Origin of the sequence: Candidatus Pantoea rara (assembly GCF_051136265.1) — a bacterium.
Taxonomy (GTDB): Bacteria; Pseudomonadota; Gammaproteobacteria; order Enterobacterales; family Enterobacteriaceae; genus Pantoea; species Pantoea rara.
In genome coordinates this window covers 170351-195827 of the sequence record NZ_CP194943.1, presented here as the reverse complement: position 1 = coordinate 195827, position 25477 = coordinate 170351, and the positions used below count along the sequence as shown (strand labels likewise).

At 52.1% G+C, this 25477-nt stretch carries 26 protein-coding genes and 1 pseudogene; 8 read left to right on the top strand and 19 right to left on the bottom strand.

The window, feature by feature from the left end; genetic code table 11:
• The first annotated feature begins 34 nt into the window (after positions 1-34).
• Positions 35-265, top strand: a complete 231-nt coding sequence (locus ACR8BF_RS19425; RefSeq protein ID WP_179898284.1) for a hypothetical protein — start codon at positions 35-37, stop codon at positions 263-265.
• A 523-nt stretch (positions 266-788) separates the two neighbouring features.
• On the opposite strand, the gene ACR8BF_RS19420 is transcribed toward ACR8BF_RS19425, so the two are convergent.
• A complete protein-coding gene (locus ACR8BF_RS19420) occupies positions 789-1943 on the bottom strand; it encodes an epoxide hydrolase family protein (protein ID WP_434746188.1) in 1155 nt (384 codons plus the stop codon).
• A gap of 17 nt (positions 1944-1960) precedes the next feature.
• Positions 1961-2860, bottom strand: a complete 900-nt coding sequence (locus tag ACR8BF_RS19415) for an NmrA family NAD(P)-binding protein (RefSeq protein WP_434746187.1) — start codon at positions 2858-2860, stop codon at positions 1961-1963.
• 110 nt (positions 2861-2970) lie between these two features.
• Between ACR8BF_RS19415 and ACR8BF_RS19410 the strand changes: the two genes are divergently transcribed.
• Positions 2971-3630 carry a TetR/AcrR family transcriptional regulator gene (locus tag ACR8BF_RS19410; protein WP_434746186.1) on the top strand — a complete coding sequence of 220 codons (660 nt, stop codon included), beginning with the start codon at positions 2971-2973 and terminating at the stop codon, positions 3628-3630.
• 522 nt (positions 3631-4152) lie between these two features.
• Here ACR8BF_RS19410 and ACR8BF_RS19405 read toward each other — a convergent pair.
• Complete coding sequence (locus ACR8BF_RS19405) at positions 4153-4797, bottom strand: TetR/AcrR family transcriptional regulator (RefSeq protein ID WP_434746185.1); 645 nt, start codon at positions 4795-4797, stop codon at positions 4153-4155.
• A gap of 158 nt (positions 4798-4955) precedes the next feature.
• On the bottom strand, positions 4956-5267 hold the full coding sequence (locus ACR8BF_RS19400; protein WP_434746184.1) for an antibiotic biosynthesis monooxygenase: 312 nt from the start codon (positions 5265-5267) through the stop codon (positions 4956-4958).
• A 786-nt stretch (positions 5268-6053) separates the two neighbouring features.
• On the opposite strand from ACR8BF_RS19400, the gene ACR8BF_RS19395 reads away from it, so the two are divergent.
• Positions 6054-6938 (top strand): PhzF family phenazine biosynthesis protein, encoded by an 885-nt coding sequence (locus ACR8BF_RS19395; protein WP_434746183.1) that lies wholly within the window; start codon positions 6054-6056, stop codon positions 6936-6938.
• 137 nt (positions 6939-7075) lie between these two features.
• On the opposite strand, the gene fetB is transcribed toward ACR8BF_RS19395, so the two are convergent.
• The 5 genes from fetB to cybB all read right to left on the bottom strand — a co-directional run bounded on the left by fetB (position 7076) and on the right by cybB (position 10603).
• A complete protein-coding gene (gene fetB / locus ACR8BF_RS19390; RefSeq protein ID WP_434746182.1) occupies positions 7076-7858 on the bottom strand; it encodes an iron efflux ABC transporter permease subunit FetB in 783 nt (260 codons plus the stop codon).
• A complete protein-coding gene (gene fetA / locus ACR8BF_RS19385) occupies positions 7845-8513 on the bottom strand; it encodes an iron efflux ABC transporter ATP-binding subunit FetA (RefSeq protein ID WP_434746181.1) in 669 nt (222 codons plus the stop codon). Before fetA ends, fetB begins: the two co-directional genes overlap by 14 nt.
• An 82-nt stretch (positions 8514-8595) precedes the next feature.
• Entirely contained in the window at positions 8596-9066 is a 471-nt protein-coding gene (locus tag ACR8BF_RS19380) for a hypothetical protein (RefSeq protein ID WP_179898390.1), read from the bottom strand.
• A gap of 203 nt (positions 9067-9269) precedes the next feature.
• The gene (locus ACR8BF_RS19375; RefSeq protein WP_179898276.1) at positions 9270-9929 is read right to left on the bottom strand and encodes a DUF1345 domain-containing protein; all 660 of its coding nucleotides are present in this window, start codon (positions 9927-9929) and stop codon (positions 9270-9272) included.
• 149 nt (positions 9930-10078) lie between these two features.
• Positions 10079-10603, bottom strand: coding sequence for a cytochrome b561 (cybB, locus tag ACR8BF_RS19370; RefSeq protein ID WP_434746180.1), 525 nt, complete (start codon positions 10601-10603; stop codon positions 10079-10081).
• A gap of 592 nt (positions 10604-11195) precedes the next feature.
• Between cybB and ACR8BF_RS19365 the strand changes: the two genes are divergently transcribed.
• The gene (locus ACR8BF_RS19365; protein WP_179898274.1) at positions 11196-11543 is read left to right on the top strand and encodes a hypothetical protein; all 348 of its coding nucleotides are present in this window, start codon (positions 11196-11198) and stop codon (positions 11541-11543) included.
• Between the two features lie 303 nt (positions 11544-11846).
• On the opposite strand, the gene ACR8BF_RS19360 is transcribed toward ACR8BF_RS19365, so the two are convergent.
• The 6 genes and pseudogenes from ACR8BF_RS19360 to ACR8BF_RS19335 all read right to left on the bottom strand — a co-directional run bounded on the left by ACR8BF_RS19360 (position 11847) and on the right by ACR8BF_RS19335 (position 18119).
• Positions 11847-12866, bottom strand: a complete 1020-nt coding sequence (locus tag ACR8BF_RS19360) for an alcohol dehydrogenase catalytic domain-containing protein (RefSeq protein WP_434746179.1) — start codon at positions 12864-12866, stop codon at positions 11847-11849.
• Positions 12867-12983: 117 nt separating this feature from the next.
• Positions 12984-14339 (bottom strand): annotated as a pseudogene (gene gorA, locus ACR8BF_RS19355) (glutathione-disulfide reductase).
• Between the two features lie 71 nt (positions 14340-14410).
• Positions 14411-15535, bottom strand: coding sequence for a flavin monoamine oxidase family protein (locus ACR8BF_RS19350; RefSeq protein ID WP_434746178.1), 1125 nt, complete (start codon positions 15533-15535; stop codon positions 14411-14413).
• The gene (locus ACR8BF_RS19345; RefSeq protein ID WP_434746177.1) at positions 15528-16247 is read right to left on the bottom strand and encodes a cupin domain-containing protein; all 720 of its coding nucleotides are present in this window, start codon (positions 16245-16247) and stop codon (positions 15528-15530) included. The genes ACR8BF_RS19350 and ACR8BF_RS19345 overlap by 8 nt, the downstream gene beginning before the upstream one ends.
• A 28-nt stretch (positions 16248-16275) precedes the next feature.
• On the bottom strand, positions 16276-16620 hold the full coding sequence (locus tag ACR8BF_RS19340) for a carboxymuconolactone decarboxylase family protein (RefSeq protein WP_292986179.1): 345 nt from the start codon (positions 16618-16620) through the stop codon (positions 16276-16278).
• Between the two features lie 578 nt (positions 16621-17198).
• Positions 17199-18119 carry a LysR substrate-binding domain-containing protein gene (locus tag ACR8BF_RS19335; RefSeq protein ID WP_434746176.1) on the bottom strand — a complete coding sequence of 307 codons (921 nt, stop codon included), beginning with the start codon at positions 18117-18119 and terminating at the stop codon, positions 17199-17201.
• Positions 18120-18295: 176 nt separating this feature from the next.
• On the opposite strand from ACR8BF_RS19335, the gene ACR8BF_RS19330 reads away from it, so the two are divergent.
• The 4 genes from ACR8BF_RS19330 (at position 18296) to ACR8BF_RS19315 (ending at position 20882) form a co-directional block, all read left to right on the top strand.
• Positions 18296-19072 (top strand): SDR family NAD(P)-dependent oxidoreductase, encoded by a 777-nt coding sequence (locus ACR8BF_RS19330; protein WP_434746175.1) that lies wholly within the window; start codon positions 18296-18298, stop codon positions 19070-19072.
• 47 nt (positions 19073-19119) lie between these two features.
• Positions 19120-19521 carry an OsmC family protein gene (locus ACR8BF_RS19325; protein WP_434746174.1) on the top strand — a complete coding sequence of 134 codons (402 nt, stop codon included), beginning with the start codon at positions 19120-19122 and terminating at the stop codon, positions 19519-19521.
• Positions 19522-19714: 193 nt separating this feature from the next.
• Positions 19715-20548, top strand: a complete 834-nt coding sequence (locus ACR8BF_RS19320) for a DMT family transporter (RefSeq protein WP_434746173.1) — start codon at positions 19715-19717, stop codon at positions 20546-20548.
• A 124-nt stretch (positions 20549-20672) separates the two neighbouring features.
• Positions 20673-20882: an alpha/beta hydrolase family protein gene (locus ACR8BF_RS19315; protein ID WP_434746172.1), complete on the top strand. Its 210-nt coding sequence runs from the start codon at positions 20673-20675 to the stop codon at positions 20880-20882.
• A gap of 258 nt (positions 20883-21140) precedes the next feature.
• Here the strand turns inward: ACR8BF_RS19315 and ACR8BF_RS19310 are convergent, their stop codons facing one another.
• The 4 genes from ACR8BF_RS19310 to ACR8BF_RS19295 all read right to left on the bottom strand — a co-directional run bounded on the left by ACR8BF_RS19310 (position 21141) and on the right by ACR8BF_RS19295 (position 25404).
• Complete coding sequence (locus ACR8BF_RS19310) at positions 21141-22064, bottom strand: substrate-binding domain-containing protein (RefSeq protein WP_434746171.1); 924 nt, start codon at positions 22062-22064, stop codon at positions 21141-21143.
• Between the two features lie 86 nt (positions 22065-22150).
• A complete protein-coding gene (locus ACR8BF_RS19305; RefSeq protein ID WP_179898265.1) occupies positions 22151-22930 on the bottom strand; it encodes a TIM barrel protein in 780 nt (259 codons plus the stop codon).
• Complete coding sequence (locus tag ACR8BF_RS19300; protein WP_434746170.1) at positions 22930-23943, bottom strand: Gfo/Idh/MocA family oxidoreductase; 1014 nt, start codon at positions 23941-23943, stop codon at positions 22930-22932. Before ACR8BF_RS19300 ends, ACR8BF_RS19305 begins: the two co-directional genes overlap by 1 nt.
• Before the next feature lie 12 nt (positions 23944-23955).
• Positions 23956-25404, bottom strand: a complete 1449-nt coding sequence (locus ACR8BF_RS19295; RefSeq protein ID WP_434746169.1) for a sugar porter family MFS transporter — start codon at positions 25402-25404, stop codon at positions 23956-23958.
• Positions 25405-25477 lie beyond the last annotated feature (73 nt).

Below are 25477 nucleotides of genomic sequence, written 5' to 3'. Positions count from 1 at the left end.
CAATGTGCAACTATGACTATCAGGATATTACGTGATGAAAAAATTATCAGTTATCGTTATTGCTACTGGCCTGTTTTTGTCAGTGAATTTACCGGCTAATGCCGAAGGATGTCTGAAAGGCGCCGCAGTGGGAGGCGTTGCAGGTCATGTTGCTCATCATGGTGTCGCCGGGGCAGCAGCAGGCTGCGCAGTCGGCCATCATATGGCGAAGAAAAAGCATAAAGAAGCTGACAAAAACCAGCAGGCTCAGCCAGCACAGAATTAAGCTGAAAGCTAATGCTGAGGTAAACCAGCGGTTACCGGACACGTTTTTGTCCGGTAATTAATGAGCATCAACTGTTCTGAATCTGTTAATTATTAATACTGTTTCAGGTTAACATCAGTTCTACTAAGATGATGGTTAATATTCCCCGCCATTAAAATACTTTCCCGCGATAATTTATGCATTATGGCTGTTGCGCCACTCACCCCCCTTTTTTTCTGTACCCGTAAAGCAGCAGCGATGCTGCACAGGACCCATGAAGAGAATTAAATGAATTCACACAGTCAGCAACAGATTGCGTCCGCAGTTCGTTAGAAAATAAAGTACGTATGCAGGGACTCCCTCATGGTTTTATAGAAAAAATAACATTCAGCTTCGAAAAGGAACGCTCTTTAGCAGCCAGCGGCGCAAGACTGAGCGGTCAGGCTTCATTCCCGACATGAACGCTGACAGTAATAAGAATTTGTCAGTAGTACGTGAACAAAAGAAGGACGGTGATAAATGGGCTTTCCCGATATTAAACCTGTTAGCGCAGCGTAAGAAAAGTCTGGCGAATATCTGAAACCAAACTTTCAGGCGCCTCCATTGCGGCAAAGTGACCACCACGAATATGTTCTGCAAAGTGCACTAACTTTTCAAATCGATTCTTTGCCCATTGTTCGGACAGTCGGACTTGTTCTGCAGGAAACATACTGATGCCGGTGGGTATCCGTATTTTGTCATACGCTTCAGGACGATTACGCATTGCCTGCATACTCTCCCAATATAATCGGGCAGAAGTGGGGCCAGCGTTTGGAAGCCAATACAGCATAATGTCATCGAGCATATCATCGAGTGAAAATATACGTTCAGGCTGCCTGTCGCTGTCTGAAACGTCCTGAAATAAAGCATAGATCCAGGCAGCCAAACCCACTGGTGAATCGGACAGTCCAAATGCAACTGATTGTGGACGTGTACTCATAAGATTCATGTAAGCAGAGTATTCAGTACTGTATCGTTTGGCATCAGCGAGCATTTTTTGCTCTTCTTTTGTTGCGTCGGCGACTTCCTGCCCGGTGGGCTGAAAAGGCACAAAGTTTAAGTGAATACCGGTCAGGCCTGGCGGATTCATTTGAGCGAGTGTTTGAGTGACCAAAGCCCCCCAGTCTCCACCCTGTGCTCCCCAGTGGCTGTATTCAAGACGGGACATTAATTCAACCCAGGCCTGCGCAATACGCCCGATATGCCAGCCAGGTTCAGTTGGCTTACCCGAAAAGCCAAAACCGGGCATAGACGGTATAACTAAATGAAAAGCGTCCTGTTCAGTGCCTCCATGCGCTGTAGGGTTAACTAAGGGGTCAATGATATGTCTGAATTCTAGTACCGAGCCAGGCCATCCGTGCGTAAGAAGCAACGGCATTGCGTTTTCGTGTTTTGACCGAATATGCAAAAAATGGATGTCAATGCCGTCAATAGTCGTGAGGCTTTGACCTAAAGAATTTAACTTATGCTCACATCGCCGCCAGTCATACGATGTACGCCAGTGCGTTACAAGTGCCTGAAGATTTTGTAATGACGGCCCTTGCTGAGTACCCTCTATTGGCGAAGCACTCGGCCAGCGAATTCGATCAAGACGATCGGTAAGGTCATCAAGATCTGCCTGAGCAATATCCAGTTTCATGGGTGAAATAATGGCTTTCATGATACATCCTTTTTAATTCAGGTAATTAAGAGCGTCGCCAACATTGTTTCAATATTCGTCCAGTCTTTTTTTCCATAACGCTCGTTGTCCAGCGGCGTCAGCAAACCTCGTCCGCTCATCATATCGCGCAGGTATTGCATACCTTGCCAGGCAGGGAAAATATCATGAGGAGAGGGTGCCACTGTTTTAATCAATGAAATTGCCCAGCTAAGCGTGTTAATACTGCCCGCGCGTATAGTTCGGTACTTCTTTCCAGAGAGCTGGGAGGCAATTCTTGCTATTTCCTGAGGTGAAGCGCTGCCACCCGCAATTCGGAGATCTCGCGGTGAGTTTCTATCTAATGCCGCATCTGCCGTAAAGTCAGCAACATCATTTTTAGTCGTAAAGTTCAGCATTTGACTCTTGTGTCCCCAATGCAACACACGGTTCCATTTCGGCAGCAAGATAGGTGCATCCTGAGTCAGGACCGTTGAGAAAGCGCCATTCAGTATTGATGTAGCCTGAATCGGTGCTGCGTTTAACCGTGCCCGAAATAAACGCCGTAGATCCATATTCCGATTCTGGCCCGGCTGTGTCCTGGTATAATCCAGTGAAAAATCTGAAGGGATAAATCGTGGTACGCCAGCGGCCACAGCCGCATCAAGTAAGGCACCCTGTTGAGTGATAATCGTATCCTCAAGACCGTTAATAGCAGATACCACACAGTCAGCCCCGCGACATAAGGCGGTCAAAGAGGCTAAATCATACGAACTTTCAACACATTCAAATCCTTGTGCCTGAAGAGTACGTCTGATTTCATTTGATGTTGTCGGCCTTATGATGGCCCGAACCAGCCCCCCTTTGTGCATAAGCTGCAGACCAATGCGACCTCCAAGGTCTCCGGTAACACCAGCCAGAACCACTGTGTTCAGCCCCATATTTTATTCCCGCATTCAGGTGGACTAAAAAGTCAGTATAGGCACTTCTGCAAAAAATGGAACGGCACCGTTCAATTTTATATTCTGTTGATTGTTGGTATACTCGGCACATGACAGATGAACCTAAAACAGACAAGCCTTCAAGAGTCGGTCGTCCCCGACGCGAAGCCGCAGGGGATGTAGACACAAGAATCCTTTCTGCCGCGACAGCGCTATTCTTAGAAAGAGGATTGGCTGCGACGAGTTGCGAAGCAGTCGTTGCAAAAGCTAAGGTTGGGAAAGCCAGTCTTTATTCACGATACTCTGGCAAAAATGCGTTGTTTGAGGCCGTGATCCGCCAGGCGATTGATAACAGCGAATTATTACTGACGAAAGCAGACATCCCTTCGGCTTCGCTCCGTACCCGACTGGCGATGGCAGGTAAAGCCGTAATCAGGCAAGCAATAGAGCCCGTTCCGCTTGGATTGATGCGGCTTTTTCTGACTGAAGCCCCACGCTTTAATGGGCTTATTCAATCTTTCGACCAAATGGCTCGGGATCGTGTCATAGAAATTGTGTCTGAAAGCTTGATGGAAAACGATATGCTCAGTAAGGCTGATGCAAATGCCCTTACCCGGCACTTTTTAGATTTGACGTTTGCGCCAATTTTGCTGGCAGCGCTGATAGGCCATTCTGAAGAAACCTCTTCTGAAGCTATCGATAAGCGCATTGAATATGCGCTAAACATGTTAGAAAAATCAGGCCATCTGACCGGTAATGTCGCCAGCTAGGGCGCTGGTGTATGCTTATGTTCGTGTTGTTTTTAGTTTCAATGACGGGTTCAAATGAGTCACTGCCCATGGCGTCAGCCCCTGTCATGATCCACGTTTCTTAGGATGAGAAATGTCTATGGCTTATGGGGCATTTCGGTATTCGTGAAAAAACTGTTTCACGCATTCTTCTGAATAACGCAGCCATAAAAGGTAGATGCCTTATTAGCAGTGACGCTGGCTACTGCTTTTAAACGTTAGCAGATCTTTTAAGCAGCTTTTAATATTTTCAGGGAGTCTGCCCGATTATTACTTAGATATGACATCACGTTAAAATAATCTTTTCTGATTACCATTATGAGATTTATGTCAGCGACCAGAAGCTTGAATAAGGCACGCATAGGCTCAACTCAGACAGGTTAAAACGTCTTTTAAAAAAACGTCCTTTCTCAATCCACCCGCATAAGATCATGTCGTCTGAGCATTCAAGCACAACCATTGTTTTTCTTCTTTTTTGTCGACGAACAAGGGTGCCCACCTCGATCATACGGATGACCTAACCGCACTATTCCCGGTTCCATCAGGAATATTTACAAGTACCGTTCTGACAATAAAGTCATTACATTTTCGAAGATCTTTCATCTCTGGCTGAAGTTTGCCATATATCCTCATGCCTTCAATCATCATAAAAATGCTTTGAGCCATTACTCGGGCATTTTCATCCTGACGAAAAACCCGCTGTTGCTGACCCCTTAGTAAGATGCTCTCTAATTCACTAATTATATAATTGAATTTAGAAGAAACTTTCGCTTTTACTTCGTCATCACCAGGTAAAAGCTCACTGGCTGCCGCAATAGTAAAGCAGCCTTTTTCTCCAGCAGGAGCAGAGGATAACCGGGCCACGAATTCGAGCATCTCTCGCAACGCGACTTCAGGCGAGATTTCTGCACGTCGCGTCACTGTTCTGGAAATGCCTTTGTCAATGTACCGCTGCAATGCTGCGAGGTAGATAGCACGCTTATCAGCATAAAGTTTATAGATGCTGGCACTTGCCAGACCCGATGCTTTTTTTAGGTCTGCCATGGATGTTGCCTGATATCCGTTTTGCCAGAAACAATCGAGCGCAGTGTCGAGAAACGCCTCGGGATCGAACTCTCTGGGTCTGCCTGCTGCTGCTTTTGCTTTCATAATCTTCTCCCGTGCTGAAGAGTCATTGTAGATCGACCAATCTACAATTAAAAGTTTTTCTTACCACCAGGCGTAAGGCCATGAATTCTATGTTTTATAGTGCAGTCGGCAGGCTAAGGTAAGCGAAAGGCCGCCTTAATGCGGCGGCGGGCACATCGCTATATTGGCGTGACAGTCTGGACGTGATGCTGAAAAACGTAAGGATCGGATAGCAGTTCAAATTGCTCGTCATCCGGATAGGTCACGGCTATCTGAAACTGTTCTCCAGCAAACGCTTTTATTGCTTCTAAATCTTCCCAGTACGTAGCAAGGAAAAAATGCTCCCATTCCCCCTGCGTTTCTCTGCGGACATAAGCGCCCAGATTTCCAGGTGTTCCCTGTGAATGTTCAACGCCCGTATTCTGCAAATGGCTTGCAAAGCCTTCTGCAAGCCTGACAGGTACGCATCCGTGCCATGTTCTGACAATCATGCCGCTATCCTTATGTTGTAAATTGCTTTTAACCATAACATGACAACGGATGAACCGGGATTTGTTATTGGGGTGTGGGCAATGGGATGTTAATAAGTTGGGTAATGAACAGCTATTAGTTTTCTTGCGATAAAAAATGCCGGAGTTCAGCGATAACTTTTTGCGGGGCCTCTTCAGCCATATGGTGACCGCTGGCTATTGCATGACCCTGAACATGCGGTGCCCAGGCAGGCGCAACGCCGGAACCCGATAAAACGCTGACCTCGTAGAGAGGAAAGGAGATGGCGGCACATGCCTGCTTCACGCTGACTACGGATATCAAGGTGTGGTTCTGTGAACCTCGAAATCCAGGGTAACGAGGGCCATCGGGAAGACTAACGGCCTGCCAGGACAATATCTTCCAGAAGGGAGCGACCTCTCCCTTTACTTGCAGAGACAACACCACGATATTCCTCGCGTCCTTAATCAACGACCGCGCAATACACTAAACTATGATACGCAAGCCCAGAGGTTTGGCCAGTGTGTTGCATCCAACGACTGAATCCACAGCCGACTGCCATGTCCCAGTATTGGCTTTCAGATGCGCAATACGTGCCGCCAATGCATGGGATTTACAGCCTCTTCAATTCCAGCGGTGCTTACGAAACCGGCGCTCATGGTGCTCAGGCATAGACTGCTACGTTTCAACGATGAGCAAAACGGACGCACGACGTCTGTAGCGGAATACACAAAAGCTATCGTAGACGCAGTTGCACCTGCGATGCCTCAAGCTTAAGGAACACCGAAATGACACCAGAAGTTCATTTGATTAATGTCTTTCCTGCGGACCGTAACGGCGGTAATCCGGCGCCCATCGTGGCTCATGCGGATGGCATGACATTAGCCGACATGCAGGCGGTCGCCCACGCGTACGGGCATGAATGTGGCTTTGTTTGTTCACCGCCGGCCAATTCGGACTACGATTTCGCGTTCCGTTTCTGGGTGCCTAATCATGAGATGGAAATGTGCGGACATGCCACGGTCGGGGCGGTATGGTTGCTGGACAAACTCGGACTGCTGCCGAAGGATCAGTTGTCAATCTGGACGCTGAGTGGCCGGGTAGAGGCGAGAGTGTCGCGTGACGAAGCCCATAGGGCGCACGTTGAAATCACCCAGCCTCAAGGCTTAGTTGAGACACTTTTGGCGCCAGACATCGAAGCAGAGATCCTTTCGGTGCTTGGCATCAGTTCAAATGAATTAGCACCGCTACCAATCCAGAATGCCTCAACCAGCAGGGTCAAGACTTTAATCCCACTCAGGGACGTCGCCGTGCTGGACAGTCTGAAACCTGATTTCCGCAGGATAGAACCGTTGTGTGAGCGTATTGGCTCGACCGGTTTATATCCCTACGCTGCATCGGATCCTGATGCCCGACAATTCGACGCGCGGCAGTTTCCCAGGTCCTCAGGATATCCCGAAGATGCAGCAACCGGCATTGCTGCGGCTGCACTGGCCTTCGGACTGTTGGAACTCGGCCTGGTCAGCGCAGATGATCGAACGGTGAGGATTCGGCAGGGCCGAGCCATGGGCCGACCTTCCGAAATTTCATTGCGCTTTCGGCGCAATGCCGAAGGGCAGGTTCAGGGCTGCTGGCTCGGTGGAGATGTAAGTTTTGTCGAAGAGAAGATATAAGTCATCGTGCAAAGCTGAGAGAGATGATTCTGCAATTGCCCGAACCACCGGCTCCCCAAGGGTAATTATGTTCCGGTGGTAGTGCACGGCGGTATTGCTTATGTCAGTGGCCTGACCTACCGAGCCGCAAACCTGTCTCACTCACCCAGCGAACCATCCATAACTTTCAGCTGCGCCCTTGCAGTATAAAAACGTCGATACGATAAGTAGACTGCGATGATGGTGGACAGACTGGCGGTACCAATGAGCATAAACGTTACCATAATCTGATACTTAATCGCTTTAAGCGGATCTATCCCGGCGAAAATTAATCCTGACATCATACCTGGCAGACTGACCAGACCAACGGTTTTGGCGGCATCTACTGTCGGGATCATGGCTGTCCGAATGCTGTCAGCGATAATACGTCCCGACGCCAGCTTCACCGATGCGCCCAGGCTCAACATCTCCATGATGCGCTGGTGATTATCGCGAAAGCGCTGGTTCAGATTGCTGTAACAGAGTCCGACCGCGACCATCGCATTACCTGCGATCATGCCTGAGATGGGAATGACCTGCATCGGCACAAAGGCTATCGCGCCGCTAAGCACCAGAATAGTCAGCGTGATGACGGTGCCACTCAATATAGCGACAAACGATATCGTAAAGGCGTTATCGATATTGCGGCCACGTTTGCGTGCATTGATCGCAGCATTCACGCAGATGAACAACACCATTAACACCGTCAGCCAGCTGTTATTGATATCGAAAATCGACTTCAACACAAAGCCCACGATGACCAGCTGAATAATCGCCCGGGAGACACTCCAGATAATGTCTTTGCTCATACCGAGCTTTTCTTTCTGGCTGATAAGCAGCGCGATAACGACCAGCGTCAGCGACAGCATCAGAGAAGTGTCACTGATATTATGCTGATTCACGCGCATTCTCCTTTTCTGATGGCTCAAGGCGAAGCACCTGCTCAGCCTGCTGAATATCGTTAACATCATGGCTGATCCGCACCACGACCACCTTCTCTTCCGCTGCGATCCGGTTAATCAGGGAAAGCACGGCCAGTTTGTTCTCTTCATCAAGCGCGCTGGTGACTTCATCCAGTAGCAGTACCTGAGGCATAAACTGCAGATTGCGGAGCAGCCCGACACGTTGTTTTTCTCCCCCTGAAAGTTGTTCAATCGATTTATTCAGCATGTCCGATGAGAGGTTCACGCTTTCCAGGTGCGCAACGAGTTTATCCTGCTGAGGTTTCTGGCGACGAATCTGCCACGGCAGCGCAAGATTGTCATAAACCGTCTGGCCAAACAGCTGCGGCGTCTGAAAACAGTACGACACCTGCTGCCGATAGGCCTCTGCTTTCAACGTGGTTATGTCACTGTTCCTGAAAATAAGTTGCCCGGAAGTGGGGGTAAGAAGCGAAGCAATAATTTTCAGGAGCGTACTTTTTCCGCTGCCGGATGGTCCGGTCAGTAACACGCAGTCGCCCTCATGTAACTGCAGAGACACCGGTCGCAGTAGCTGACGGTCCCCGACTGAAAAAGCAACGTCCTTAACATCCAGCAGGGGTAAAGCATCGTCCATTTTTACGCCTCAGGAGCTTTAAAAAGTGATGGGGGGTTGTATCAGGTTGAATCAGGGCGGCAGACCCGCTGCCACCCGATGATTATTTGTTTTCCCAGCGGGTGGAGACCGGATTGGTAACCGTATTTTGTTCCTGAGTATAGGTGCCATTCTGCTGCGCGATGGCCTCGCCGGTATCCACAATAGCGTTTTGAATAAAGACGTTCTGCTTCTCACTTTTAATAAAGGTTAACTGGTGAAAGGCCGTTTTATTGCCCCAGTCAGCAGAAGGCAAAGAGATAAAACGCACGGTGAAGGTTTCATCATCAAACTTCCCCTGCAAAACATAAACGCCATAGTGGTTTTCGCCCTGAGAAATGATCTTATACGTCCCGTTGTCGTAATAATAAATCTCAGCATCAGGAAACGGCTTTTTGTCATACATTTTGCGGTAGTGGAGAACCTGTTTGATAGCAGGCCGGCCGAAACTGACGGTGAGATTTTTACCCTCTGCCGTTGTCAGACCTTCAGCATGAACACTGCTCATCATCATTAACAGGCTGGTCGTGACCATTGCGGTTACTTTCACTCTCTATCTCCTTATCGGATTATGGGGACAACAAGCGTAAGACACTTAGGAACTTACACGGCATCAGGTGTCTGTTGAAGAGGCTGATAACACCTTATTACACATTGTTATAATCACGATAAGTGACAAGATGGTTACGCGAGGTCATGCCGTTAAAATGACACTCGTCTGTCGATTTATAAAACAGCTTAGTTAAGCAGCCCTGCCCCAACATTTACTGATAACCCAAGAATAGCCAGATTAAAAATGAAAGAGATGACAGACTGCAGCAGCGCCAGTTTACGCATCTCTGTAGTGCCGGTGGCGACATCCGCCGTTTGCGAGGCAACCGCGATGGTGAAGGAGAAGTAGAGGAAATCCCAGTAGCCGGGATTCTTCGTTTTATCCGGGAAGATCAGCGGACTCACCTCGTTATTACGGTAAAGGTAGTGCTGATGGGCATAATGCATCGCAAACGCGCTGGGCAGCATGGCCCACGAGGCTATCAACGTCATGGCTGTCAGCAGCAGATGCAGCAATCGCGGCGTGTCAGAGAGTCCTTTAAGCGTGGGGAGTTCACTCAGAATGGCAACAATGCTAACCATACAGGCGACGATCACAATGCCGAGCACCAGCGCGGCACTCTGGTCCTGCTGCTGAGCAATCCGCTTGATCCCCGCCGCATCGGTACGCAACATGCGAAACCAGAGAATACAGAGATAGAGCCAGGCCCAGACGTTCCAGCTAATCAATAAACGCTGCATCTGCCCAAAGTTATCTGAGAGCAAAAAATAACAAATCAGTCCGGCCGTGATCGAGAGCAGCAAACGCAGGCGCGCATAAAGCGTGGCAGTTAAAGATGTCGGCATCGTCAAACCATTGTGCTTTGATTGTGGTGATATCAACTGTAGCTAAAAACGGCACGACCAGAAGAAGAGTGAGTGTCTGGTTACTGACAGCCAGAAGCTACTTTCCTCTGGCTGCCAGGACATCACGCTCAGGGTAGTTAAACGCGTGGTTACGGCATCATTCTGCGCAGCGTGTCGTCTTTCATAAAATAGTGGTGAAATAAAGCCGCTACCGCGTGCAGACCAATTAACCAGTAGCCCAGAGGCGCCAGGGTTTCGTGCCAGTCAATTAGCATACTGGCTGTGGCGGGATCCGGAGTCGTCGCGACAGGCATGTTTATCCCGAACAGGGCCCACTCCTTGCCACGCAGGAAACGCGAGCTCAGTCCCAGAACCGGTAAGACCACAAAGAGCGCATAAAGCAGCGTGTGCACCAGATGAGAAATACCGGTCTGCCATCGCGCAACAGGTGGCGTGATCGGCGGGGTTTTTGTCCGGGTGCGCAGGAAAAGACGGGCCATCATTAGAATCATCACGCAGAAGCCTGCGGAGAAGTGCGTGATCATCACCACATTGCGCTGCCAGGTTCCCTTCTCCGCCATCCAGCGCAGCTCAATCGTGGCGTAGGCCACAATAATCAGCAAAACCGTCAGCCAGTGAAAAAGGATTTGAGAACCTCTGTATTTCTTCAGCATAGATAAACTCCCGTCACTATTTTTGTGCGTCACTATACCAGTAAATTATTAGATGATTATTAGGAGTTTACTTGTTACTGATGACAGGCTCGTCATCTTTCATAACCGCCTTCGGTTAAGGGTATTCCGCAGCAAGGCATACCGACATCACATGTGTGTGACGCTTGTGCGCGGAAGGCAACGCGAGTGAGTCATCAGCAGATTTCACATACAGGCCCTTTAATTAAACATGATGGTCAGAGTAAGAATCGATGCCTTAACACAGCGATAAATCTTAAACTTAATCTAATGTTCATTCTGTAAAATGGCTGAAACACGCCCTTAAAGCGTTAAGCGCGTCTGTAAATACATTCCTCACTGGAACGATTAGTCTTCACTGTGCTGGCGTTTATTTAAGTCAAATCCGCGCTCTACCGCCAGGAGCCGCTTACGCTTCGTTTATTTATAGTACCAGTCTAAACTGGGGTTAAAATAACGCGCGTTATCGTAACATTAGAACTCTACATTTCTCATTCAAAAACAGTAACTTCTCCTCTGATTAGAGTTCGCCTATGCTGGCTGCTCACTACGTTTTGGGTCAGAGGGATCTGTTATGTTTATTGCGTCCGCCTCCTACAGTGCAGAGGCTGTTGAGTGCCTTTATGAAGTCATCGGTATGCTCAACCTGAATAGCATACGCTGCCACGTTATTTTCGATAGTCAGGCATCCCGCGCCGCGGTAATTGAGGCGGACGCGACAGAGGAACACGGCGAAATGCGCCATCCTGTGCTGGCCGTGCTGGAAATGGAGCGTGTCACCAGTATCAACACCATACTGCGCATTAAATCTTTCTGGACCGATCCAGATGGGGTTCATTCGGGCGTGGAACCCGGCAGCCTGGCACAGGCGCTGTATAAAGCGCTGACAACCAAAAAGCATATTACGCTGGTGGGTTTGTAATGCAGACAAAGCCCGTGTAGCGCGGGTTTAGACTGTCAGGAGAGGAATCTGGAAGCGCAAAACAGACACCCGCTATGACATTCTGCGTCAGGCTTCCTCCTCGCTTTCAGGACGTTGTTGTGCTCTCAACACATAACCGATACAACCTTATTCACATCAAGCCTCTTGTCGCGTTATTCAGACGATGCCTGTCCATTATTTCAATGCTCGCCGCCATGCATAAGCGCTTATACAGCTGGCACACCTATCAGGGTGCCAACCCCAGCAAAGGGTCGTGTGTCGGGCAAACATCTTTCACAAAAGTTAAAGATCCATTGTGAGCACCATACGAAACTTCACATCACCGGATCGCATACGCTGGTAAGCTTTTTCAGCCTCAGCCAGCGGCGCGGTTTCAATCTGTGCGCGAACGCTGGTCAGCAGACTGAATTTAAGGGCACGTTCCGTTTCGTAAGGCGTACCGGTAAGAGAGCCCTCCAGCTTTAGCTCGTTTCCGACCATCGCGCCGGGCATGATTAAAAGCGGAGAACTGCCTGCGCCCACGACCAAAAATTTACCCTGTGGCGCGAGTGCTTTTACCAGTGCTGAAGCCGCTTCACTGTCAGTGATGGTGGTCAGGATAACCTGCGCGCCACCCGCTTTTTTGATTTCTGCCACGGCGTCTGACTGTAACGTATCAATATACTGATGTGCCCCTAAGTTCAGGGCATCCTGCCGGATGTCACTTCCGCGTCCGACCGCAATAACCCGGTAACCCATTTTTTGTGCATACTGTATGGCCAGATGACCCAGACCACCGATACCCTGAACAACAATTGTATCGCCGGGTCGGGCGCCTGACCTGCTCAGCGCGTTGAAAGTGGCAATGCCTGCACAAAGCAGCGGAGCGGCCTCTGCTGCCTGAAGCTCGTCGGGAATGATCACCAGACCCGTGGCACGTGCCAGCATCATTTCCGCATAGCCACCATCACAGGAGCTGCCGGTGACGGGCTGGTCAGTACACAGAACAAACTTACCCTGCCGGCACTGCTCGCACTCGCCGCAGTATCCCCTCAGGCGCCCTACACCGACCCGCTGCCCTGGAGAAAGATATGAGGGCACCCCTTGCCCCAATGCCAGGATGCGGCCCACCACTTCGTGGCCGGGAATGCGCGGAGAGGTTGTGCTTTTTTCAAAGCCTTCAACTGCACCTGCATCCGCGCCGCAGATACCACAGGCCTCCACCTTCAGCAGAACCTCGCCGTGACCGGGTTCCGGCACAGGACGCTCTACCATCTCCATCCTGCCAGGTTCGGTAATCTGCATTGCCTTGAATGTATTCATTTTTACCCCACTCTCTGATATGTAAAACTGGTTGCCGCGCAGGTGCCGCGAGGCTGCCGGGAAGCGCAAATTTGGTCACCGATTGGGCAGAGCCACATTCGGCGGCTATTTATCCGCTCAGCCCTTCATCGTGACGAACTCTTCGGCAGCGGTGGGATGAATGGCCACGGTATTGTCCAGATCCCGCTTGGTTGCGCCCATTTTGAGTGCCACCGCAAAGCCCTGAAGGATTTCGTCCATACCTTCTCCGATGCCGTGAATACCCACAACCTTCTCATCGGGCCCGGCGCATACCAGCTTCATCTTTGTCGCCTGACGGTGGGACGTTACTGCAGTGAACATCGCGGTAAATGACGCACTGTAAATTTTAACGTTCTGGTCGCCGAATTTTTCACGAGCCTGGGGTTCAGTAAGTCCGACAGTGCCGATAGGCGGATGACTGAATACGACAGTGGGGACATTCTGGTAATCCAGATGCTCATCCGGCCTGTTGTTGAACAGGCGCTCAGCCAGGCGACGACCGGCGGCAACGGCAACCGGAGTAAGTTCAAGCTGACCGGTAATATCACCAACGGCATAGATGCCTTCCGCAGAAGTGTTCTGATATTTATCCACAGTGACGTAACCTTCGTCACTGAGCGCCACCCCTGCTGCTTTAATGTTTAAGCCAGAGGTATTGGGTTTGCGGCCGGTTGCCCAGATCACGACATCCACTACAATCTTTTCTCCTGAAGCCGTGACCACTGCGACAGAACCGTCCGGCTCTTCTGAAAGTGACGTGGTAACGGTCTGGCGATGAAGGCGGAGCCCGGATTCTTCCATCATGGCAGCCAGGGTATCCCCGAGAAGGGGGTCAAAATGGCGCAGAGGTTTATCACCTCGAACAAGAAGATGTGTTTCCGTCCCGAGAGAATGCAGCACGCCCGCCAGTTCAACGGCAATGTAGCCAGCACCGATGATGGCTGCCCTGCGGGGCAGTGCGCTCAGTTAAAAAAAACCATCCGAGTCAATGCCCAGCTCTGCGCCGGGTACAGAAGGACGAACGGGGTGCCCGCCGGTGGCGATAAGAATATGATCGGCCGTCAGCGTTTCGCCATTGACCTCAATGCTGCGGGGGCCTGTGAAACGGGCTGTTCCGTGAATGACTTCAACTGCGTTCCTGCTGAGCACCGCATCATAGGAACCGTGAATGCGTTCAATGTACTCGCTGCGGTTTTTCACCAGTGTAGCCCAGTCAAATTCCTATCCCGACACGCTGAAGCCATAGCCAGGACTGTAAGTGCGGAGGGTTTCTGCCACCTGTGCGGCATACCACATCACTTTTTTTGGCACACATCCCACGTTCACACAGGTTCCGCCGATGGGCCCTTTCTCAATAAGGACACATTTCTGTCCATGTGCAGCCGCGCGATTTACGGAGGCGATTCCGGCGCTGCCGCCGCCAATTGCAATGTAATCAAAGTGTCGGGTCATCATTATTCTCCAGCCTGTATTCAGAAACGGGAAACCGGCGCGTGCTGATTCAGGCCGCCAGCCATATTTGCTCAGTTCTTTTGGGCGATGCTTTGGTGCACCTGCCTGACGCCCTCCAGTGAGGCCTCAATTGCGCCTGCAAGGTATCCCGGAAACTGCGCTGACCATTCACTGCCTATTCCGCGCAGGCAGTCCGCCCAGGGTCCCCGATCGGCATAAGCCGCAGGCACGCTATGTCCGGCCTGAATAAGTAAATCTTTTTCCGTGGCGGTAAAGGGATCATCTGCCCAGTCCTTGAAGTATTCAGCCACGGGCTTTGAGGCTTTCTCACCAAACAGCCGGGTGAGCTGCGCCCGGCATAAGGCCTTCAGGTTCTCTTCACTGGTAGTCCAGCGGGACCGTGCCGGGATGCCGATAAAGCCGAAAAGAGCATGAACCTGGCCGGGAACGGAGGCGTCATGGATCTCAGCCATCGGGCCGACGCTGCTCCGGGCTTCACCTGACAGTCCCGCCTGTCGCCAGAAGTCGTGCTCATAAATGGCTACGTATTTGGCATGAGGAGCCATCCATGTGCCGGTTCCGGCCCACTCACCGGCTAAACCGGCAGGGAGTGTCGGAAGGTATTCGATACCGGCAGCGAGAGCAGGCGGAAGCGCGAGCAGAACGGTCTGCGCCGTAAACATGCGACCGTGTTCGTCAGACGAAACGGTATGAACCTGAACCTCACTGACGGTCCGTTCAATGCGCATGACGCGGGCATCGGTGACAACCTGCTCAGCCGCTATCCGCGCCTCCAGCCGCTCAGTGAGCTGGCGCATCCCGCCGGCGATCCGCATAGACGGAGGAGACGACGCATAGCCGGGATGGCGGGAGGGAGGCTGATGGTGAGCGCGTTCATAGAGCATGTCGCCCTCTTCAGCCTGCGGTATCAGCGCAATATCCAGCTCTGTCGTCAGGGCTGCCAGTAAGGGCTGAAAAGCAGGCCAGATCCAGGTTGCGCCAAGGTCAACCCGCCCTTCCGCGTCCGCAGAGCGTGCGGCGTCAGCCGGTCCGTTAGCGCAGGAAAGGATCCTGCCTCCGGTCTGCGCTCGCGCTTCCAGGACCACATAACTGATACCGGCCTTATCAAGCTGGTAAGCGGCATAAAGCCCGCTGAGGCCCGCGCCGATAATGGCGACCTGCACATGTTCATTCATGCTGGGCTCCTGTCAGCGCGACCTGATCAAGATGGCCGGTTTTAAGATAAATCAACGTACCCGTCTCTCCGGAAGTCAGGCAAGGAATGTCACCCGGGGGAAACCGGAGCCAGCTACCTGCAGGCCACACCTCTCCCTTTTCATAAAGAGTGCCGCTTAGCACGAGAATTTCAGCTCCCCTGTTCAGGTCATCCGGCAGAATCGGGCGATGGGGATGAAACCGGCGGAGCGACACATTTTCATGCGCACTGCTGAAAAGCGGGCACTCCTCACCGTCAACAGTTTTATGCCAGTTATCACTGTCGTTCGTGTCCAGCCTTAAATGGGTATGTTCGCCCTGCTGCATCTGCCGGAGTTTCACAAAAATCGTGGCACCACTGACACTTGATGGCTGATGTGCAGAGTCAGGCGGATTACGCATATACCAGCCAGCAGGATAGTGATGCTCTCCTTCTGAAAACACGCCGGTGAGCACCAGGATTTCTTCGCCATCCGGATGATGATGTTCAGGAAAATGAGAATCCGGATGATATTTAACAATGCTGGTGGCACGTGCTTTTTCTGCGCCGGTACGATCAAGCATGACACGATCGACTCCGGCCCGGGGCGAAGAGACCCAGTCATAATCTGTGGGTCTGACAGAGGCCCGGCGAGTGAAATCGTGATTAACTAACATGGTTATATCCATTTCAGTAAAGATGGCGCTCAGCACGCGGGTACGAAGCGCCGTCATCAGTTGCTTATGCGTTGGGTAACGCATCAAACGCATCAAGTGCGTGAGCCGTGTAGGTCAGTGCGGCACCGGTATTCAGTGAAATCGCAACGGCAAGCGCTTCGGCGATTTCTTCCCGCGTAGCGCCCTGTCTGGCTGCCGCTTTAACATGAACGGACAGACAGCCATCACAGCGAGTGGTGATTGCCACGGCCAGCGCAATCAGTTCGTGCGTTTTCTTATCCAGATGCCCCATCGCCGACGCACCGGCATCCATTTTCATCAGGCCTTTCATGAACTCTGGTTGCAGTTTTGCATACTCGCCCACTACGCCAAGCAGTTCATCGCGATGGCCATTCCAGTCTAAAAGCATAATAATCTCCGGTAGTTAATAAAAAATTAAAGCGAAGTGTTCGCCAGCATGTCAGACAGCGGTGAGGTCAGGCAGGCATGCGACTGAGTGACAGACATAACGCCATGTCACACATGCACGTCGTCGTCCTGCTCGAGCCGTTCTTTGGAATGAGCGGCAGCGATATTCTTCACTGATGTTCAGCGTAATTTGCAGATAAGCCATACGGTATTGCCTGTCGGAGGTCGTGGCGGAAACGGTCTCCGTAACCTGACATCGCAATAAATTCATACAGCTTAATATTTTCAGTGGGAAATTTGCCCGACCGCATCATGCAGTACCCTGTTGCTGTTGGGCATTATGGGAAGATTGCCAGCGGTGGACAACTCAGATAATCTTGACTACCGGAAAAGAATTTCTTTCTCAGGTAAGAATAGCTGTCCTTCTGAATGTGCTGCGTGCAGCAGAAGCCAGCACACACCATAAAGCTTTTACCCGGCGGCAGAAGAATGCCCTGCCACGCCGGCAGCCGTCTGACAACGGGTCAAAACGCTTTAGGATACGATGGGCTGTGATGACAGAGGCCGTAGTGATAAACCTTAATCTCCAGTATGAAGATCTGTGACGTCCTGAACCAGCCAGTCATGCAATACTTTAACTTCAGGACGCATCCTTGAGTGCTCTGACATAACGAGATAATAAGACCACGTCAGGGGCCAGCGATACTCCGGGAAAAGTAATATCAGCTGGTTGGTGTCGATCAGTTGCTGAACCAGTGCGCGTCGGACGACCGCTACGCCACGTCCGCTGAGCGCAGTCATGATCGCGGCTGCCGTTGAGTTAATGTGTAAATTTGTCGTGTCTGCCGGCGGTGCATTCAGGCGTTCAAAAATTGTCTCCCATGAAGGAAATCCGGCACCCGGATGGGGGGTATCGTCCTGTATCCGTTTTTCGCTGGCCAGCCACTGCGGCGAGGGCCGGGCGCCCGACGCAAGAAGCCGTGGGCTGCAGACGATGACGGCTTCTTCATCCATCAACCAGGTTTTGCTGAGCCCTGCCCAGTCGCCAGGTCCACATCTCACACCAAGATCGGCTTCGCCGTGGATCACATCAGACAACCTTTCTGTCACATCAAAACGGATGTCGATGTTCTGATGCTGCTCAGAAAAGCGGTTCAGGCGCTCCATCAGCCAGTTCATCAGCAGAACCTGAGAAGCCGTCAACAGGATCACTGAACGTGCTCTGCGCCCGCGCAGCTTGTTCAGCCCTGATTCAAGCTCATCCAGACCATGTGAGATGTCCTGCAAGGCCTCCTGAGCCTCACTGACCAGCGTTAATCGCGTTTTTCCACTGCGTGAACGCAACAGCAGAGGATGTCCGACCCACTCTTCCAGTGCCCGGACCAGCTGGCCAACGGCTGCAGGCGTTACGCCCAGCTCGTCAGCAGCCCCTTTAAAACTTCCATGACGCGCTGTTGCCTCAAAAGCATGAAGCCATTTCAACCTGTTAAGTGATCGCATACGTTTCCTCCGGCCTCTATGCTGCCACACTGCCGCGCAGTGAGATAGTTTTTCTTTCCCGTTAGTTTAGTTCTTATGCCTCGTGCAGCGCATGCTGACATGGCAATCTCTTTCTGGCAGGGAGAGAGCGGCATATTCCGCTACTCCATAAATTAATTTAAAGGTCGAGGTATACGATGACAGCATTATTTTCAGGTAAAAAGCTTCTGGTTGTTGGTGGTACAAGCGGTATGGGTTTTGAAACCGCCCGTCAGGTGCTCAAAAACGGCGGCAGCGTGGTTCTGGTAGGGAACCGTCAGGATAAAGCTGAGCAGGCACGCAGCACGCTGTCAGCAGACGGTCAGGTCTCGATCATTATTGCCGATCTGATGAAAGAAGAAGGCCTGAAGCACGTGACTGACGTCATCAACCGCGAGCACAAAGATATCAGCCTGATGGTTAACGCTGCCGGCGTTTTCTTCCCGAAACCGTTCACCGAACATGAAGAAGCGGATTACGACATGTATATGTCCATTAACCGTGCGTCATTCTTCATTACTCGTGACGTGGTCCGCAATATGGTGAGCGGGAATATCAAAGGCTCTATCGTTAACATCGGTTCTATGTGGGCAAAGCAGGCTATCGGCGCAACGCCGTCATCCGCCTATTCCATGGCGAAGGCCGGACTTCATGCCCTGACAAAAAACCTGGCTGTTGAACTGGGTGAAAAAGGGATCCGCGTGAACGCTGTTTCCCCGGCAGTGGTTCATACGCCAATCTATGAAGGCTTTATTCCCAAAGATGACGTTAAGAGCGTAATGAACAGTTTTGACAGCTTCCATCCGATTGGACGTGTCGGCACACCGCAGGACGTTGCTGAAGCCGTGTGTTTCCTGCTGTCTGACAAAGCCGGCTGGGTCACCGGTGCTGTATGGGACGTTGATGGTGGGGTGATGGCTGGCCGTAATGCCTGATTTTACCCGGCCCGGCCCCCTGGGTCCGGGCCAGAAAGGTCATTCAAATGGACACATACACGAATAAGGCTGTACCGGTCCCGCTGCATCATCAGCCGGGGGGCTGTTCAGCTGAACAGGCTCCCGGACAGGCGGTTTTCAGCGTCAGTACGTGCTGGCAGGGTGGACTGAAAAGTGAGACGGTTTGTCATGCATCCGTCGTCAATGGCCAGACACTCCACGGCGAAGGACACCGCCTTTATTCTGATGAACCTGAATTGCTGGGCGGCAGCGGTTCCGCACCAGGCCCTCAGGAACTACTTCTGGCCGCGTTTAATGCCTGCCTGACCGCATCTTATGTCATGGCTGCACAAGCAGAAAAAGTGCATCTCGACAGGCTGAAGATCACGACGTCAGGCACGCTAGATGTGAATCGCTTTCTGGGTCTGGAGATCACAGGAACACCGTGACGGGAAATCGTGCGCTACGTAATCACCGTAAGCGGCTCCGGCTCCGTTTCCCAGTTTGAAAAGATCCATCAGTCCGTCATAGCCACCTCGCCTAACCGATGGATTATCGGTGAAGGGATGCTCATTGAAGGTGATCAGGTTATTACGTAATTTACCGTCCTGACTCCCTTATTCTGAACATGAAGGAATGCCTATGTACAGCCGGGTTGCACTGGCAATGGTGGCTTTTGCGGCTAATTCAGTGCTTTGCCGCCTTGCACTTCAACAGCAGCACATCGATCCCATCAGCTTCAGCGGGCTCAGGATCGTCGGTGGCGCAGTAATGCTGGGTCTTATGCTTCTGGGCTCCCGCCCCCGGCGATATCCGGAATTCAGCTGGGTCAATGCATCGCTGCTGTCAGCGTATGCATTTGCCTTCTCGGTGGCCTATGTTGCGATAGATGCCGGAACAGGTGCCCTGCTTTTATTCGGCACGGTTCAGCTGATTATGACGGCATGGGGGCTCTGTAAGGGTGAAAAAATGACGGTGCTTAAAGCAACAGGGGTCGCGATGGCCGTGGCGGGGATAGGCATTTTACTGTTCCCGACAGCCAGAGCGCCATCACCCTCTGCGGCACTGCTGATGGTGATATCTGGCGCAGCGTGGGCAGCTTACTGTATTACCGGTAAAAAAGTCAGGCATGCAACTGCGGCCACCGCCGGCAATTTTCTGATGGCAGCGCCCCTTGCTGCGCTGTTTATGCTGCTGAACCGGCATGATGCACATGCAGAGAGTGCCGGTATCCTGCTGGCGTTGACTTCAGGCGCCATCACGTCTGCCCTTGCCTACGTAGTCTGGTACTCGGTCCTGCCCGGTCTTTCATCCACCATGGCCTCAGCTGTCCAGCTGAGCGTTCCCTGTCTGGCCGTGCTGGGCGGCGTCATGTTCATGGGGGAAACGCTGGATCTGCACATCATCGTGTCTGCCGTCATTATTCTGGCTGGCATTGGCCTAATCAGTGGCGCTGAAAAGTCCCGCAGTCCGTGAATCTGTATCGCCACAGCAACCGGGCAGAACGTCCAGTAAAAGAGCGGATAAGACGAAGCAATATCGATCAACAGGCGGACCCGGCCCGCGGTTACATCAGAAAGTAGCGGAAAAAGTTTTCAGCATGAATAAGCCCCTTCTTGTCTTTCACGCGCCGGAAGATGATACGGTTCTGATAGAGCAGGCTGAGCATATATTCAGATCGGCACGGCATCCGAAAAGCTTCATTTCCCTGCACGGTGCCGATCACCTCCTGTCGGATAATAAAGATGCCGACTATGTGGGGGAATGCATCGTGGCCTGGTGCTCACGTTATCTTGACCAGGCACTCTGATAGAACGGTAGAGAAGCCGTCCATCAGGGCTGCCGCTCTGGAACAGAACATCATGCGCGTCCTGAATAAACAGCAGTGGGTCGCTGATGGGCATGAAAATGTAAGAAAGGTAAACTGGCAATATGCGCACGGTCCTGACCACTTGCCGCTTTTTACTTAGAGCGATCCTGAACCCGCGCGCATATTCATTATTTCTCCGTCAGGGTGATTCACTTTCTCATGGATGATGTGCGAGTGAGAAAAATGTTAACCGAAAAACTATTTTGAATTTTCAGCAGTAAAGCTTTGGTAATTTTCGGGGGTAATAAGCTTATAAGGCACCCAGTTAAGCGTCTCTACCTTTTGCTTATTCAGCAGGGCTTTAGTCACCTGAACGGCGCCGGTGGCCTGCCCTTTCGCATCCTGAAAAATGGTCAGTGCCATCTTGCCGTTTTTAATGAACTGCTGACCGTCCGGGGTTCCGTCAATACCCGCCACAAGGATTTTGTCATTCTTCGCCTGGCTTAACGCCATGATGGCACCAATGGCCATCTCGTCGTTGTTCGCAGCAATGGCGTCAATCGGGCGCTGATTCAGCAGCCAGCCAGACACCACATCGACCGCTTCATTGCGTTGCCATTTCGCCGTCTGCTTCTCAATAACTTTCATGTTTTTATATTTGCCGATCACCGCTTCCACGGCGCGGGTGCGCTCACGGGCCTCTTCGTTCGACAGCGCGCCCATCAGTATCGCAACATTGCCTTTGTAGTTCATTTTTTTGGCCAGTGCTTCCATCTGCATGTCACCACCCAGCGCCGAATCAGAGCCGACATACGCCATGTCTGCGGGTAGTTTCACTTCCGGTTTTCGGTTCACAAAAACCAGCGGAATACCGGCTTGTTTTGCCGCATTGATCATGGGTAAAACGCCCTGGGTATCAACCGGATTGAGGATAATGGCGTCCACGCCCTGGTTAATAAAGTCATCGACCTGCTGAACCTGTAGTGCGACATCGCCTTTGGCATCGACAAACTGACTGTTGAGCTGGCTGGCATTGAGTTCCTGCTGCATCTGAGTGCGCAGGATCGAGACAAAGTTAAGATCAAAGTTAGCCAGCGCGACGCCAACGGTCGGCGTTTTGGCGCTGACACTTAAACTCAATAGCAGGGAGCAAAAGCAAAGAAGAAGGTTTCTGATGTTCATAGTGTTTTCCTGTAGGGTTGAGGTTGTTATTGTTTTCACTGACTATTTCTGCGTCGGGTAACAGGCAAATACCCGACGCATGCTGCTTACAACGTAAAGTGATCGCGGAACTGCTGGATAGCTACCGTGCTATCGCCGCTGGCCCAGCCCTCCATGGCGACGGTGCCGCTGTAACCCATCTCCTGTAGCGTCCGGGCAATAGCACGGTAATTAATTTCTCCGGTGCCGGGCTGCTGACGGCCCGGGACATCGGCAACCTGAATTTCACCAATGGCGGTTCCGCAACGCCTCAGCAGTTCAATCAGATTGCCTTCGCCAATTTGTGCATGATAGAGATCGAGATTCATCTTCAGTGCCGGGCTGTTCACCGCTTCAACCAGCGCCAGTGTCTCAGAGGCCAGGGCAAAGGGCGTGCCCGGATGATCAACCGGCAGATTAAGGTTCTCCAGGGTGAAAACCCGTCCGGCACGTTCGCCCAATAGCGCGACCTGGCGGAGCGTATCGGCGGCCCTGAGCCACATTGCGCCCGTTACCGTTTCCACAGGTTTTACCGGCAAGCCGCGCTCATCCAGCCCGGTGCCGTGCAGATTCAGTACCGGACAACCGAGACGTTCAGCCACCGCCAGCGACGCTTCAGCACTCTGTAGCAACAGCTGTATTTCCGCCTCATCCGTCAGGTTGCCGCTCAGGTAACCGGTCATCGAGGTAAAGCGCGCACCGGTCGACACCAGCGCATCAATATCCTTATTGGCCCACCCCCAGATTTCGACGCCAAAACCCAGTTCGTGAATGCGTTTTACGCGCTCAACAAATGGCAGTTCCAGAAAAACCATTTCAGCGCATACGGAAAGTTGATAACCGGCCATCAGCGAACTCCCAGCTTAACGGGCAGGTTGCACTGCACAGATTCAATACAGGCCAGCGCAATTTCCAGCGCGTTACGCGCATCTTCTCCGGTGGCGCGAGGCGTCTCACCGCTGCGAATACAGCGGGCAAACTCTGTCATTTCAGCCACATAAGCTTCACGCAGCAGATCTGAATCCAGCCTCGACGTATCGACCGCTATTCCGCTGGCGGTGTAACGCACACAGTGATTGGCATTAATGTGGCCCGCCTGAAGCATGCCTTTGCTGCCAAAGACTTCGCCGCGCACGTCATAGCCATAGACCGCCTGAAAGTTAGCCTCAGCAATAGCAATAGCGCCGTTGTCGAAGCGAATAGTGACAACTGAGGTATCCAGCAGTCCTTTGTCTTTAAAATCTGGCCGTACCAGCGCATCGGCCAGCGCATAGACTTCTACCGGCTTTGCGCCAGGATTGAAGTGCAGTAGCGTGTCAAAATCGTGGATTAGCGTTTCAAGGAAGATTGTCCAGTGCGGAATCGGGGCAGGATCGTTCAGGCCCGGGTCACGGGTCACCGAGCGGCTAAGCTGCGTCGTGCCATTTTCACCGTTTTTTACCGCCGCAATCGCTGCCGCAAACCCGGAATCAAAGCGGCGATTAAAGCCCACCTGTAACACAACGCCTGCCTGTTTTGCCGCCGCGATGGCGCGATCAGCCTCTTCCAGCGTGACAGCCATAGGCTTTTCGCAGAACACATGTTTGCCGGCTCTGGCCGCGGCAATCACCCACTCCGCATGCGTCCGCGCTGGCGCGGCAATCGCAATGGCGTCGATTTCCTCATCCTGAAGCAGCGCATGCAGATCGCTGTATGATTTGCTAACCCCAAGCCGGCTGGCGAGCTTTTCCGCCGCGCCAGGAAACGGATCGGCCACCGCCGCCAGAGTAGCACCAGGCACACGCCAGGCCAGATTTTCTGCATGGAAGCTGCCCATGCGCCCTGCGCCGATTAAACCCACGCGCACTATTTGATGGTTCATAGAAACTCCTTATTATTTCGCTTTAGCCCAGGCGGGCGAGGAAGGGTTTTGATCAGGTCGCTGCGCATCAGCGGCGAAACGACGGGATTTGGAGAGCATCAGCGGTTCAATTTGCTCCAGCGAAACGCCCCGGGTTTCCGGTAAAAAACGGCGGACAAACCAGAATGCGATAACACATCCCACTGCACACAGCATCAGCGGGAAGGCACCATGAAACTGCTCCATCAGCACCCGGCTGCGGTTCATCATTGGGAAGCTTTGGGTAACGATAAAATTCGCGACGTACATGGAGGCAAAGGCAAAACCCATCGCCACGGCGCGTATACGATTAGGGAAGATTTCTGAGATCAACAGCCAGGCACCCAGGCTCCATGAGAGGCCAAATATCAGCACGAAGGCTAACAGCCCAATCACTGGCAGCATGCCACCTGCATCGGCGATAAAAGCCCAGGCAGTGAAGGCCATTGAAAGTGCACATCCCAGTGCCCCCCAGCGCAGCAGCAGCGTCCGGCCCAGACGATCAATGGTACTCAGACAAACGGCCACGCCTGCCAGCAGCGCAAGGCCAAGGAAAATGCTATGAAACAGGGAAGCCTGCGTACTGCCGGTGATGTTTTGCAGGAGTGACGGCGCGTAATAGAGCAGGATGTTGATACCTGAGATCTGTTGCAAAATAGCAATGGCACAGCCAATCATCAGGATATAGCGGGCGCGCGCATCACGCAGGATGCCGCGCTGACTGGTCTGGATGTTGTCATCCCGATTTGCCGTCAGGATTTCCTGTAGCAGCCGCTCGGCGTGCCGGGCATTTGAAAGACGGGTGAGCACGGCGAGGGCACGTTCTTTTTTGCCGTTCAGTGCCAGCCAGCGCGGCGACTCTGGCATGAAGGGCACCAGCAGCAGGAATAGCAAACAGGGCACAACGCCCGAGGCCAGCATCCAGCGCCAGCCTTCACTGACAATCCACTGATGCGGCATACCGCGTGCAATCAGATAATTCACGATATAGACCGTTACCTGTCCGCCGACCATCAGCATCTGCTGCAGGCCCAGCATCCGTCCGCGCCAGTCTTTCGGCGAAATCTCCGCGATATAAAGCGGCGTAATCGCAGAAGCCATCCCGACCGCCAGCCCGCCGGTGAGTCGCCATATAACGAAATCCGTCAGCGAACTGGCCAGCGCAGCGCCCACCGCAGAGATCAAAAAGAGTATGGCGGTGACGATTAAGGTCGATTTGCGGCCGATGCGATCTGAAATAAAGCCAACGCCCCATGCACCGACGATGCAGCCAAGAATGACATTTGACACCGCCCAGCCACTTTCCCACGGGGTTAAATTCAGATGTTCTGTCAGCGGATCGATGACCCCTGAAATCACGGAAGCGTCATAACCCAGAATCACGCCACTCAGTGAAGCAATGGCACAGATAAACAGAATCAGCCGTAAATTATGTTTGCGCATAACCACTTATTTCCCCTGGCTTGTTGGATTTATGTCGTTGCAACCCCTGTTGCAAAGGTGATGCCAACCGAAA